The following is a 12,481-nucleotide window of genomic DNA, read 5'->3' as shown; positions in this document are numbered from 1 at the left end:
TTCTGGATAACTGAAAATTAAATAAATTATTAAATAGCTATACTCATTGCTACGTTTTCGACACTGTAATTTTTCAAACTACTAGTCGCCCAATTATAAGACCTATCATATTCGGCAAGCTCTTTTATATAAATTGCAAGTTCTTCGGCATTACCTTCTTTGAATATTCTAAACCGTTCTAATCCTTTAAAATCAGCACTACTACCTACTGCATCACTAACGATTACGCAACAGCCTGCCTGCAAAGCTTCATTTACAACAAGCCCCCAAGTCTCCCCCATTCTTCTCGACGGTAAGATCATCATATCCATCGCTAAATAATGCTTTGCTAATTGTGTTTGATTTACAAATCCAATAAATTTTGTATCGCACCCGTAAGTAGCCTTTACAGTTTTAGCACATTCTTTTAAACTCACTTCCATTTCACCGCTCCCAAGGAAATAAATGACTATTTTGGCTTGCAATACATTAGGCAAGAATTTAATGGCTTCAAATATGATATCAGGATTTTTTTTGGGTATTAACTTACCTGAAAAACCAATCACGATGCGATCTTCATCAATATCATTTTCAGCACGTGCTTTTTGCCTTGTAGTATGTTTTTCGTCAAAACTCATTTCAACAAATCTATCAACAGTACAATATCTTGCAGCGATTAGCTGGCTATTTGAAACACCATGCTTGAGATAGTGCGCTTTATTTAGTTCGCCAATATAAAAAAACTTGTCTATTCTTTTATACAAAAAATAATAAAAAAGATAACGTAGTAAAGCTTTCCACTTTGGTCTAACTGTGGCATTATCCTGTGTCTCACAACGTACCCATATAGTAATTTTTCTTTTATAAGCTTCCCAGTAAGCTACCCAATCATACCTATAATTAAATCCTGTTAAAAAAATAATATCTGGCTTTTGCTCATCTAATATTTTAGCAATTCCTTCACCTGTCAAAGAAGCCCAGCCCATTAACGGTTTACCTCGCACGCAATTTAAAATGATAGCATCATAGCCTGATAACATGGGTTCATCCCATGAAAAAGTGATACCAAAACCCTCATCAGCGTGTCCTTGTATTGAGCAATCTGATGCATAAACAACCGTCAAGTCTACCACTTTTAAGCTATGAAGTTGTTGCCAGACTGGAACTCTGTATTGCACAGGATGAGAGTCAAATACAATTATTTTCTTTTGCATTTATTTATCGTTGAGATAGAATGATCAGAATTAGTAATAACTAGAGAATAAGAATCAACTTATATTTAATTTTATAATTAAACGAATAGCAAGGTAATAAATTAACATGGATTGCCATACGCCGCGTAAAATAACTGGAATGAGGTTAGTTATCCCATCAAGCGAAAAATTTGAGAAAAGGGAAAAACAAAACACTAATGCGAGAGTAGATATTCTTTCTTCTTTATTATTATATCCTAAACTATGAGAAGCAAAACCACCATAAATATAAAATAAAAGCAGATAAATAAAAAAAAGTACAAACACATAATTCCACCCAAATATAGCATAGGAAGCTGCTGTTATTGAACCTGTTAAAAAACCGCCGAGAAAGCCATCGCCACTTAATACAGTCATTAAATCGGCTATTGAAAATGAATTCACGTAATCTTTATCTATTGTAGAACCAAATAATTTTAAAACAGGTGTTGGAAAAGTAGCTAATATTTTATCATATGTAGCCTGTCGTAATTTATTCTTTGCCAAATCATCATACCCACCTAAGCGCATGAATAAGTTATCATCAAATTTTATTTGTACAAAACGAATTAGAAATGGGTTTCGCATATAATTTTCTTGCCACTCATTTGTATTTACAACTAATGAAGTAGATACTGATTGTTCTTTCAAATATTCATCTATTGCTTTCTTATCTAAAAAAGTATTGAAAGTTGCTGTAATCTTTTCTTCAACAGTATTGTTATCACGATTGGCTCTTTGAATTAATATTGCTGTTGACAAATCTGAAAAAGACCCAATTAAGAACAAACCAACTACACCCCCTATCAAGCCTCTTTGTATAAGCCTACTATTTAAAATTACATCACCAGTGATCAATAAAATTAGCCATCCAGCAGCTACACTTGCAACTGGGTTTACAATTGCTTGTCTACTATTGGTCAAAAATGACAATATCACCATTACAGCAAAATAAATAAGAAGTGTTCTATTTCTTAATTTTCTATTATCTGTCTTATAGATAGGCAATATTAAAATAAATGGTGAATAGAGTAATATTCCAAAGCCATCTAAAAATTTATATAACTCAAGCGGTAGTGGTAAAATTCCTTTAAAAAAAAATAAAAACAAGCTTATTAAACCAAGGCCCCATACAAGATTTTTTGGTAATAAGATATTCAATTTATGACGATCAGAAATTCTACTAAATATTTCTTTAATGGAATTCTTAGTCCTATTTCTATAAACAAAAAATGCAAAACTAATTAATAGTCCATATATAAATCGATGAAAATAAGTTTCCACAGGTCTATTAAGCGAATAAACCAATGTATGGCCATCTAGCAAAGTCCCTAGGGTTGGAACGATACTATTTGAAGCTACTGTAAGAAAAATAACTGTAGCAATTAAGGCGTCTGCAATATTTTTATTCTTTTTTTCGAAGACCAATTCAGTTACTAAAATAAATATTCCAACTGTTAATAAATTACAAATAACATTCTCATATGAGAAGTTAAGCAAAATTTGAATTAAGAAACAAGCTATTGCAAGATTTTTAAATAATCGACGGGCAAGTTTCAAACTCTGAAGATATTCATTTGTCAATTTCATTGTTAGTTAAAATGATAATTTTGTTTCTAAAAAAACTTTCATACAATGATCAAGGGTGCGTTTATCGTTTAAAAAACTTTGGTGCAATAAGCTACCTAATTTGCAAGCATCATATTGATTATCTAGAAAGTGATTTATTTTTTCTAAGCAATCTTCTTGAGATGAAAACAACAAAAGGGAATTATCTTTAAACAATGAAGTGTGAAATGGTGTCTTTTCGGCTATGAGTGGTTTACCACATCCAGGTACTTCGTAAGAACGCATTGTCCACTCATCCCTGTTTGTGTGCGAAACCAATCCTAAACACATTGTCGCTTCCCAAATTACATCCACATAAGATTGCCCTTCTACAGCCGCATGAAATTGATTTGGATAAAGTTTTGGTAAATTAGTCCTTTCGTGCCATTTATTACCAAATACATGAATTGGCACCCCGTTATCTAAAAGATAGCCAATTAGTTTGGCTCTGTCATCTAGGCAAGTTCCTACAAAAATAATTGGATATTTTATAATAATATTGTGAGGGGGTTTTCTAAAAAGCGGCGAATATATACCACCCTCCCACAAATAACAAGGTGCTTTAGAATATCTTTTCAAATTGCTGATATCGCTTTCCCGCTTAACCAAATGTACATCGAAGTATGGTGTAATTTTTAAATAATATTTCCACATCCAAAAATCTTTAAATCTGTCACCCCAAGGATTATCATCCTGAAAAGAAACTAATCGCATGTCTTTACAAGCGGCTTTAAAAGCCAATATATTTGATGCCGTAAACTCTTGAGGCCACTCTAACCATAAAAGATCAGGTTTATTAATTATTATTTCTTTAATGATTGCTTTACTTAATTTATTGTTTAGCTTCAAAAAACTCAACTTAAATAAATTAGCTATTTTCAATTGTAGCCATGGTTTTTCAAAACTATTCTTATCAATAGTAATTACTTCAACACCACATGCTTTTAAAGCCCACAAACGCTGCCTACCAGAGGCACTCGAATTTTTTAGCGCTGCTACAAATATTGCTTTCATTTTGCTTACTTAATTTATCCACCATTCACACAATTGCCCTAGAGCAGCCGCCCACTTAGCTTCAGTTGGTAATGATTCTAAGAAGGTATTGGGGAGTGGCATATTTTCTCTTAATGTTAAAATGTATTCGTAAAGATTTTTCTTAAAAGAGTTAGAATTATTATCTGTTATGCATACCCAAGGATTTTCATAAAGCAATTCTGAAACTCGGGATGCTTCATTTAGCAATACAGGAATTTGTCTGTATAAAGCTTCAAGTACAGGCAATCCATATCCTTGTCGAGCAGGAACAAGAAAAACATCTGTTTTATTATACATTTCTTCCAAACCACTTTCAGTTAAGAACCCACAAAAATGAACACAATCTTTCAATCCGTATTTATTTACAATATCTTTCAACCTTGCTAAATCAGGACCCTTACCAGCAATTACCAATTGAATAGTTGTATATAATACAGTTAGCTTAGGCTGTTGGTGCAAATAAGCCATTGCTTCTAGCAACCAATCTAAATTTTTAGAAGTCGAAAGTCTACATATTGAAAAAAGGAAAAGCGAATCATTTTTGCAGCGGTCGATATTCCTTGTTTCGCATCCTGCAGGCAAACCGCCCTGATAAATCACAGCAAATTCCCTATTATATATGCTTTGCAATTCAGTTGCGTTTTGTACTGTCATTGTAACACAGGAAACAGCATTTAAAACCCCTTTAGCCATCACTTTATTAGAAATAAAGGCTCTTACAGAGGTAATAAGATTTACTAAATATGTATGATTATTAGTATTTTTCGATAATAAACTTGGTGGATCGGTGTAATGCAACACATAATTTTTATATCCACTTAAGGCTCCAAAAAAACCAGCTTTAGCACCAAAAAATAAAGGTATTCCATGAATTTGTTCTGAATTGTTAATAAGCCATTTATACAACCTTCTACTTTTTACAAAAGCATTCTTACTATCGCCTAAAATGACTTCTGTGAAATTATTATTGCTTACGTATTTACTAAAATCTATATAGTCATAAAAGCATAGTAAAATTGCCTCATAACCATGCAAACAAATCTCGTTGGTCAAGGCTACAATATTTCTTTCTATACCGCCATATTCTCCAATATGTGGATAAAAAATAACTACTTTTTTCACTTAGCAGGAAATTGGGTAAGAGATTTAAATACACGTCGTGCTATTATTTGAGAAGGAAGTTCAACAAGTTGATAAAAAAATAGAGCAAATACATGTACACATAAAATCATTACAATCCAGTTAGCAAGATAACCGATGAATATAATTGATTCAAATTTTTTGAGCCACCAAAACACTAAAGTATGTATTAGGTAAATTGAGTATGTTGCTAACCCTAATTTATCTAAAAATGATGAGGACCTTACACCACCATAATTATGCCATACAACTTCTTGTTCTATCCAAAATGCAGCATAAATTCCGAATAGAAATACTGTCGTAAATTGGGAAGTGAATATAAGGCCTAAGAACGTAGAACTAAGAAAATGATAGTAAAGACCAATTCTGTAAATAGGAATTATTGATGAAGAAATAAATAAAGCACCAATTCGCCATAACCACAACTTATTTGGGAGCAGTAAAACTTTGTCTATGATATCTTTCAGGGATATTCTTTCGGCAATATATACCCCAAGCAACCAACATGGCAGCGCCATAATAGCAGCTTGCCACGCAAAAAAATCATATTTTCCTTCCAATTCATGAAAATACATTTTCGTTTCTCTTTTATCTTTAAGACAAATCATTAGTGTAATTGAAAACAAGACCGAGATACATAAAAATACATTTAATCTTCCTGCTTTAGTTATATAAAAAAATAGCGGATATAATAAATAGTAGATTATTTCACAATAAAGACTCCAAATTGGTACCACTCTCAAAAATCCCTCATTATGAGAATAACCTGCCATTTTGCTAATAAATAAATATATCACTAGGGGCAAACATAACCTTATAATTCTTGCTACATAAAATGGTATTATTTGAAGCTTTTTTCTAGCAACGTTTGGGTAATGTATGCATAATCCCGAAATGATAAAAAAGCCAATTACAGCAGCTTCTCCATTTATGCTCCAACCGTATATTTTATTAATGGTATTAATAGAATTATTACCATCATTACCTTCAAAAAATGGCAATAAGCCACCATGCATAATTAGTACCCAAAATGCAAATAGGTATCTTAATTGATCTATTCCAACAATACGTTTTAAAGGGGTAATACTTATTTTTAAATTCATTATATTATTGTTTTTTATTAAATATGCTTGCCATATATTAAATTCCTTGAAATATATTAACCATATTTTCTGCATAAGTACGCCAACCGCCAAGTTTTTTAACTTTTTCTAGACCTGCATTACCCATATTTCCGCGCAGTAGTGAATCCTGAGACAGTTTATCAAACGCTTCAATAATAGAATTGGTGCTCATTGCCTCTATTATTAAGCCCTCTTTTTCATGGTCGAAAAGTGTTTCAGAACCAGTATTCGGTGTCGCAATAATAGGGCAACCACAGGCCATTGCCTGAGCTTGTACTAAAGCCAATCCTTCTTCTATGCTCGGTAAAACAAGCACATGCGAGGTGGACATATATGTTTTAACCTCATTTCGAGGTACCGCACCTACAAACTTTACATTAGCAACCCCTATTTGCTTAATATATAGGCTTAAGTCTTCTGAAACATGACCTACAATAATGAGTTCTTTCTTTGGATGCTTGAACTGTTTAAAAGCTTCTAATAGATATAAAGCACCTTTACGAATAGAAAACTGTCCCACGAAAAGAATGCAAAATTTATCGACAGGCGGTTGTCCGGTAGGATAAAATTCGCTTAATGAAACACCATAAGGTACCACTTTTATTTTATTACTATCTACACCTTGTTCAACAAAACTCGCTTTTACAAAATCTGAAGGTACAGTTATCAATGTTGATTCGTTTATTTCTGCCTCTTCATTAGCCATTAGCCATTCGTTCTCATTAGCACGTTTTATATTCCATTTGGCGTACTCTTCATTTAAGATTCTGTTTGCATATCTGATATGGGTTGAACCCCTGTCCATGATATAGGCCGCACCTCTACTTTTTGCTAATTTACCAGCGTGCAAACCTGAACCAGAAATACCCATATAAACGTCACATTCTGGTAAATTATCAGCTACCCAATTAGAATAAAAACGCGTTTCTACTACAGCTAGGCGTCCATCCATTTCCTTTGAATAAAATGGCACTTTTTGACATATCCTTCTAATACCTTGCATTAAAAAATTACAAGTAATTAAATCACGAGGTATTTGTTGTTGTTCTGCCTCTAAATTTGCTTTCCACCAAGGTAGGCAAGTAAATATCCGTTCTAAATGCCCCATTTGATACAATTCTCTCGCTAAATCAAAATGATGATATCTTACCCAAGTAGACTGTACAATCCGCATGACTATCTATTTTTAAGACCAGTTTTTTGAAGTAACAAACGCACTGTTAATCGTAGCTCTCTTTTCCCAAAACGACGCTTTGCAGACAAAATCCATCCTACCATCCTAAACCAAGCACCAAAGCTTGCATTACTTAATTCTGTCGCTCGTTCAAAATCTTTAATCACACCTTCTGAAAAATATTTTTTTGCCAATCGATCCATAATTTTTTCATTATCTAACCAAAAGGGTAAGTTTTTCTTTAAAGAATATAGATTATTAGCTAGTACATAATTGGTATTTGCAAAAAACGCAGTGTGCTTGCCATTAGGGGTCCTATCTGTCATTGCTTTTTCGTGAATTCGGTAATACCCGAGAACATCATTCAGAATTTTACCTTTTCCTATATCCAAAAGTGGTTGACAAAAAATTTCAGTAGTTGTTGGCATCAAGGTCAGTCCAGCGAGACGGTGCACGCAAACAGAACTAGTATTACCACATGCCCCAATCCTTCCCATTTCTACACCATTTTCGTTAACATCACTCAAATTATGTGCTACCACTAGAATATTATCGGTCAATTCTTGGTATACCTTGGCAAGTTTATCTTTATGCCACCAATCATCAGCATCTAGATAAGCAACATAATCACCATTTGCTTCAACTAGTGCACGTTCTATACTTTTTGCAAAGCCTTGGTTCTTGGTTCTAGAAACTCGGATTTTATTACCATAACTAGAACAAATGTTTGGTGTTTCATCGGTAGAGCCGTCATCAATTATCAATACTTCATATAAACTTGTATCCAAACTCTGATTAAGGCAACTATCGATAGCTTGATGCAGATATCTACCATAGTTATAACAAAGAATTGCGCATGTTATTTTAATATCATTCCTAGAGTTCATCTTCCTTCTTATAAATTAAAATAAACATCAAACATTGCGCAAATAAGTTGACTGTAGCAGCTATCATTAGCCCTTTAGTTGCATCTTCTGATGTACGAACACCATTAATATAAAAAAATAGATAATATATTGAAGTGGAGAAAATCGGTATCCACCATTGACCTCTTGTTCTTCCTTTAGAAAGCTGCGCAAACATAATTAACCCAGAAATTCTCTCAATAACTGCTGTTCCTATTGCCCATAATAAGGCAGCCTTAATATTTGAATATTTCTCACCTAGAAGCCATAGCCAAAGCTGTGGATAATAATAGGCTGAAATAACAAGACAAATACCAACCACAACAATTACTAAAAGTGATAAAAGCAAATTTCTTAGAAAAACAATCCTTTTTTTCTGGCGCCCAAGACGAGGAATAATCACCATTTCTACCACTTTATCCATCGCAGCAAATAGCATCATTAATCTTCCTAAGGCAGCTGCCTCTGCAATAACCCCAGAACCTGTTATGAAATAAATTAGCGAATTTCTAAAAAGTTGCATTATTTGAAAGAAAAAAGATGGAAACAATAATGGCTTAAAATTTCCCCAAAATATATTTCTCTCATCAACGGTATATATTCGATTTTCAGAAATATTAAACTCAGCTTTGCATTTTAATAAATAGTTTGAAATAGAAGTCGATATACTTAGAAATACAAAAAGAATAACAATTGTGATAGACGTATGAGCTTTAAAAACAAAATATAAAATGGATATTAATATTAACCTTATAAATTCAGCAATAAAATTTGCCATAAAAGGCTTTAATGGCTCCCCTGAAAGTTTAAAATAACTTTCGTAAAAACGGTTGATATATTGATTTCTTATTGATATTAATATCAGTAATGATGCTATTATAAAGTTTATATCAACCCATTTATTATTTATCGCAGAAATAAAACAACTTATTAAACCAATTGCCAAACCTATATAAAGCATTGGTTTATTTAATATTCGATATATAATTGTTGAATTGGAAAGTTTAACTGACTCTAAACCAAATTTATTTGCAAAAGGAATAAATAGAACTGTAATTGCCATAGCAGCAATACCAATAACAGTTGCCATAGTATTTGTAAATAAACTAAATATAGCATAATCATTTTTTGACAACATTCTTATAAGTAGAAAACCTACAACTGCCGAAAGCAAAATTTGAAGAATTTGTAAAAAAGCTACCCCAAATAAATCTTTAAAAAGTCCACTCTTAAGCTTCATATATCTATTATTAAACCACGCTAAACGTAAATAATATTTTTCTTATACATCTGAAATAAACTATGACTACAAAAGTTATAAAAGGTATTTTTTTAAGTGCAAGCCTACTTAACAGATCTTGACACAATAAACTTTTAATATAAATCCCGAAAGGATTGTTCGAATCGTTTGAAAATTCGCTTATTAAATCAAATTCACCGTTTATAATAGCATTTCGAATTATGTATCTCTCTTTTATTTCAGCATAACGCACAAATTTTGGCGCTTTAAAGGCCAAATTCTCCTTAATTATTTTAAATACTAAACTTTGAGACAAGGTATCACGGTTTCCAATTTTTACTGCATTACCTGCATTATGTACCCTATATCTGACTAGCTGAGCACTTTCTCCAAAACATTTTTTATCCACAAAGGCTGAATAGGCAAATAACCAATCTTGGCTATATGCCCATTGAGGGTATAAAAACTGGTGCTTTGGGTAAACGTTTTTATTAAATACCATAGCAACAGTTGTTATACCTAGGCCATATTTAGCAGCGTATGTAAGTATGTCTATACCCGATATATAACCAAGAGGCATTCTAGACTTTTTTTGCTCACCAAAGTGCATATTACCAAATCGTTCAATTTCAGTATAAAAAACATCAAGATCTACATATTTTTGCTTTGTCTCATGAAAATATTTAGCAAAATCTGGATGTAACACATCATCATCCCCTAAAATCATTACAAATTCAGTAGCACACAGCTCTACACACTTATTCCAGTTGCCATACATTCCTAAATTGGTCTCATTTCGATAATACTTTATATTCGATTTTCCTAAACTTTCCACAGTATCTCTAAAAAAAGTATGAGACGAAGCATTATCAACCACAATAATATGAACAGGAACAGTTTGATTAATTGCACTATTTAGTGCTTCTACAAAATATTCTTTACGCTCAAAAACAGGTATAGCGATAGTTAACAAAGGCGATGCCATTTTACTTTTTTATAAATTTACTTTTTCCCATGAATTGGAAGTGTTATTCCACTGTTTGATGACTCTTGCAGGGCAACCAACTGCTATGCTATAATCTGGTATAGAACAGTTAACTACACTATTGGCGCCTATTACACATTGCTTGCCAATAGTAACATTAGGAAGCACAACAACATTCTGCCCAATCCACGAACCTTTACCTATAAGTATTTTTCCATAAGGTTCGTATGCCTGAAATTGATAAGCTAAATCAACTCTATTAATTCCATGAGTATAATCGCAAATAAAAACATTACTAGCAATCATTACTTCATCCTCTACAATGACTGATATTTTTGAATAAATTTGGCATCTTGAAGTCATCCAAACTGATTCGCCGATTTTAATGTTACCGAATGACTTAATATTTTTTTCTACAACTACGCCGAAATCACAATATGGACCAATGTGACATTTACCCCCTATCTGTATATATTCACAATTACCGGAATAAAAAGGAGTTTCAATTATTGATCCTTTCCCAAATTCAGCAAATTTTGGTAGGCAGGCTAGTTGATATAAGCGCTTAAATGCTTTGAAGGGTTTACTAGTAATACAAAATCTTATACAACTTATAATTAGAGATTTCATCTTATTGTTTCTGATCTAAATATATTTTTATGCCAGCTTTCAAACTTATTTGTGGTTGCCATTCGAAATAATCGGATGCTTGATTAGCAATAACTACTGAATGCATAGTGTCTCTTTTCCTATAGGCAATACCACCCCAATTAATATTGGCAACGCTACCAGTTAAATCTTCTAATAATTTTGCTACCATACGAGGTGAACTACCAATACCAGTACCCAAATGTATTTCCGAATAGTTATTCTTAAATACCGAAATACAATCAATTAGATGCATATAAAAATTTACTACATCGTCAACGTGAATGAAATCTAACATTTGGTCTCCAGGAGACATTTGTGTGGTTTGCTTTGCATCCAAGGAATCGTAAATGATATCCATTAATTTACGCTGCGAGTCTTTACCACCATAAATAGTATAAGGAATGACATTAATGGTTTTAAAACCAATAATCGCCTGATAATATTGTAATATTGATCTGAATGCTGTTTTAGAAGCTGCATACAAGTAAGCAGGTTCAGGTGCTGAAGGGTTATTACTTAAATATTCTGCAAATGTTCCTGTATTGATAAAATATTGAAGATTTGTACTACTCAGAGCATTTAATAAATGCGTACCGAAAACTATATTACTATCTAATAAATTATCTATGACTAATGCATCATCACTACTTGTAAGATAAGATGCCAAATGAATGACAATTTCAGGATTAGATGCTTTAACAGCAGCTTTCCAATTTTCATCTAATACGATACAAGCAACTTTATCAGAAAAATATTGGATGGTTTTTGAGAGATCTCTTACCAATAGATACAGTTCGTGATTGCTAGCTAAAGCAGGTACTAAATTTCTGCCTACAAATCCAGTAGCTCCTGTGATTAATATACGCATTAAAATGGCGAATTGAACTCGCTAAAAGGTTTAAATAATAAATCTCTAGATGAAATAATAGGATTTTCGACATTAAACCAGTCAAAACCGAAAGAATTCCAAAGAATCCCTTCATCACAACTTTTATTATAAACTGAAGTTTGCATATAAGACACTATGGTATTGTCTTCTAACGAAAGAAAACCATGTGCAAAACCTTCGGGTAGATAGATCAGCTTTGGCTCATTCGCGCTTACTGATATTGAAAAATATTGACCGAATGTATTTGAGGCTTTTCTTAAATCGACTACAACATCTTGAATTGAACCAGTATTAACAAATACTAGTTTAGTGTGTTCCGCAGGTGGTGTTTGAAAGTGCATACCTCGTATCACATTTTTGTGCGAAATAGAAAAGTAGCTTTCTTTAATGTCAGTCCTTAATCTATTAGCTTTAAAAAAATCTTCATTCAGCATTTTTGTAAAACTGCCCCTATTATCACTTAATTTATTAAGGTGTATTATATACAGCCCTTCAATAAATGTTTCTTCAAACTGCATA

12 protein-coding genes are annotated in these 12,481 nt (G+C 32.6%); all 12 read right to left on the bottom strand.

Features of this window, described 5'->3' with window-relative positions:
* Window positions 1-29 precede the first annotated feature (29 nt).
* From ACFOW1_RS14865 to ACFOW1_RS14810, 12 genes are read right to left on the bottom strand one after another with little or no spacing between them, the layout of a single operon-like run.
* Window positions 30-1,193 carry a glycosyltransferase family 4 protein gene (locus tag ACFOW1_RS14865; RefSeq protein WP_379015358.1) on the bottom strand — a complete coding sequence of 388 codons (1,164 nt, stop codon included), beginning with the start codon at window positions 1,191-1,193 and terminating at the stop codon, window positions 30-32.
* Window positions 1,194-1,247: 54 nt separating this feature from the next.
* Window positions 1,248-2,801, bottom strand: a complete 1,554-nt coding sequence (locus tag ACFOW1_RS14860; RefSeq protein WP_379015356.1) for a hypothetical protein — start codon at window positions 2,799-2,801, stop codon at window positions 1,248-1,250.
* Between the two features lie 6 nt (window positions 2,802-2,807).
* Window positions 2,808-3,833: a glycosyltransferase family protein gene (locus tag ACFOW1_RS14855; RefSeq protein ID WP_379015354.1), complete on the bottom strand. Its 1,026-nt coding sequence runs from the start codon at window positions 3,831-3,833 to the stop codon at window positions 2,808-2,810.
* Window positions 3,834-3,842: 9 nt separating this feature from the next.
* Window positions 3,843-4,976: a glycosyltransferase gene (locus ACFOW1_RS14850; RefSeq protein WP_379015353.1), complete on the bottom strand. Its 1,134-nt coding sequence runs from the start codon at window positions 4,974-4,976 to the stop codon at window positions 3,843-3,845.
* Window positions 4,973-6,190, bottom strand: coding sequence for an acyltransferase family protein (locus ACFOW1_RS14845; RefSeq protein ID WP_379015352.1), 1,218 nt, complete (start codon window positions 6,188-6,190; stop codon window positions 4,973-4,975). The genes ACFOW1_RS14850 and ACFOW1_RS14845 overlap by 4 nt, the downstream gene beginning before the upstream one ends.
* On the bottom strand, window positions 6,135-7,292 hold the full coding sequence (locus tag ACFOW1_RS14840) for a glycosyltransferase family 4 protein (protein ID WP_379015350.1): 1,158 nt from the start codon (window positions 7,290-7,292) through the stop codon (window positions 6,135-6,137). The genes ACFOW1_RS14845 and ACFOW1_RS14840 overlap by 56 nt, the downstream gene beginning before the upstream one ends.
* A gap of 2 nt (window positions 7,293-7,294) precedes the next feature.
* Entirely contained in the window at window positions 7,295-8,179 is an 885-nt protein-coding gene (locus tag ACFOW1_RS14835; RefSeq protein ID WP_379015348.1) for a glycosyltransferase family 2 protein, read from the bottom strand.
* Window positions 8,169-9,437 carry a hypothetical protein gene (locus ACFOW1_RS14830; protein WP_379015347.1) on the bottom strand — a complete coding sequence of 423 codons (1,269 nt, stop codon included), beginning with the start codon at window positions 9,435-9,437 and terminating at the stop codon, window positions 8,169-8,171. Before ACFOW1_RS14830 ends, ACFOW1_RS14835 begins: the two co-directional genes overlap by 11 nt.
* 10 nt (window positions 9,438-9,447) lie before the next feature.
* Window positions 9,448-10,422 carry a glycosyltransferase family 2 protein gene (locus ACFOW1_RS14825; RefSeq protein WP_379015346.1) on the bottom strand — a complete coding sequence of 325 codons (975 nt, stop codon included), beginning with the start codon at window positions 10,420-10,422 and terminating at the stop codon, window positions 9,448-9,450.
* 9 nt (window positions 10,423-10,431) lie between these two features.
* Complete coding sequence (locus ACFOW1_RS14820; RefSeq protein ID WP_379015345.1) at window positions 10,432-11,052, bottom strand: acyltransferase; 621 nt, start codon at window positions 11,050-11,052, stop codon at window positions 10,432-10,434.
* A gap of 1 nt (window position 11,053) precedes the next feature.
* Window positions 11,054-11,941, bottom strand: coding sequence for an NAD-dependent epimerase/dehydratase family protein (locus ACFOW1_RS14815; protein WP_379015343.1), 888 nt, complete (start codon window positions 11,939-11,941; stop codon window positions 11,054-11,056).
* Window positions 11,941-12,480: a dTDP-4-dehydrorhamnose 3,5-epimerase family protein gene (locus tag ACFOW1_RS14810; RefSeq protein ID WP_379015341.1), complete on the bottom strand. Its 540-nt coding sequence runs from the start codon at window positions 12,478-12,480 to the stop codon at window positions 11,941-11,943. The genes ACFOW1_RS14815 and ACFOW1_RS14810 overlap by 1 nt, the downstream gene beginning before the upstream one ends.
* Window position 12,481: the final 1 nt, after the last annotated feature.

This window comes from Parasediminibacterium paludis (genome assembly GCF_042651445.1).
Taxonomy (GTDB): Bacteria; Bacteroidota; Bacteroidia; order Chitinophagales; family Chitinophagaceae; genus Parasediminibacterium; species Parasediminibacterium paludis.
Note: the sequence above shows the minus strand (reverse complement) of the source record. Positions and strands in the feature narration are given on the sequence as shown.

Coding starts and splice junctions, on each gene's coding strand:
- ACFOW1_RS14865 (WP_379015358.1), bottom strand. CDS start 1,193: ATGCAAAAGAAAATAATTGTATTTGACTCTCATCCTGTGCAATACAGA.
- ACFOW1_RS14860 (WP_379015356.1), bottom strand. CDS start 2,801: ATGAAATTGACAAATGAATATCTTCAGAGTTTGAAACTTGCCCGTCGA.
- ACFOW1_RS14855 (WP_379015354.1), bottom strand. CDS start 3,833: ATGAAAGCAATATTTGTAGCAGCGCTAAAAAATTCGAGTGCCTCTGGT.
- ACFOW1_RS14840 (WP_379015350.1), bottom strand. CDS start 7,292: ATGCGGATTGTACAGTCTACTTGGGTAAGATATCATCATTTTGATTTA.
- ACFOW1_RS14835 (WP_379015348.1), bottom strand. CDS start 8,179: ATGAACTCTAGGAATGATATTAAAATAACATGCGCAATTCTTTGTTAT.
- ACFOW1_RS14830 (WP_379015347.1), bottom strand. CDS start 9,437: ATGAAGCTTAAGAGTGGACTTTTTAAAGATTTATTTGGGGTAGCTTTT.
- ACFOW1_RS14825 (WP_379015346.1), bottom strand. CDS start 10,422: ATGGCATCGCCTTTGTTAACTATCGCTATACCTGTTTTTGAGCGTAAA.
- ACFOW1_RS14820 (WP_379015345.1), bottom strand. CDS start 11,052: ATGAAATCTCTAATTATAAGTTGTATAAGATTTTGTATTACTAGTAAA.
- ACFOW1_RS14815 (WP_379015343.1), bottom strand. CDS start 11,941: ATGCGTATATTAATCACAGGAGCTACTGGATTTGTAGGCAGAAATTTA.
- ACFOW1_RS14810 (WP_379015341.1), bottom strand. CDS start 12,480: ATGCAGTTTGAAGAAACATTTATTGAAGGGCTGTATATAATACACCTT.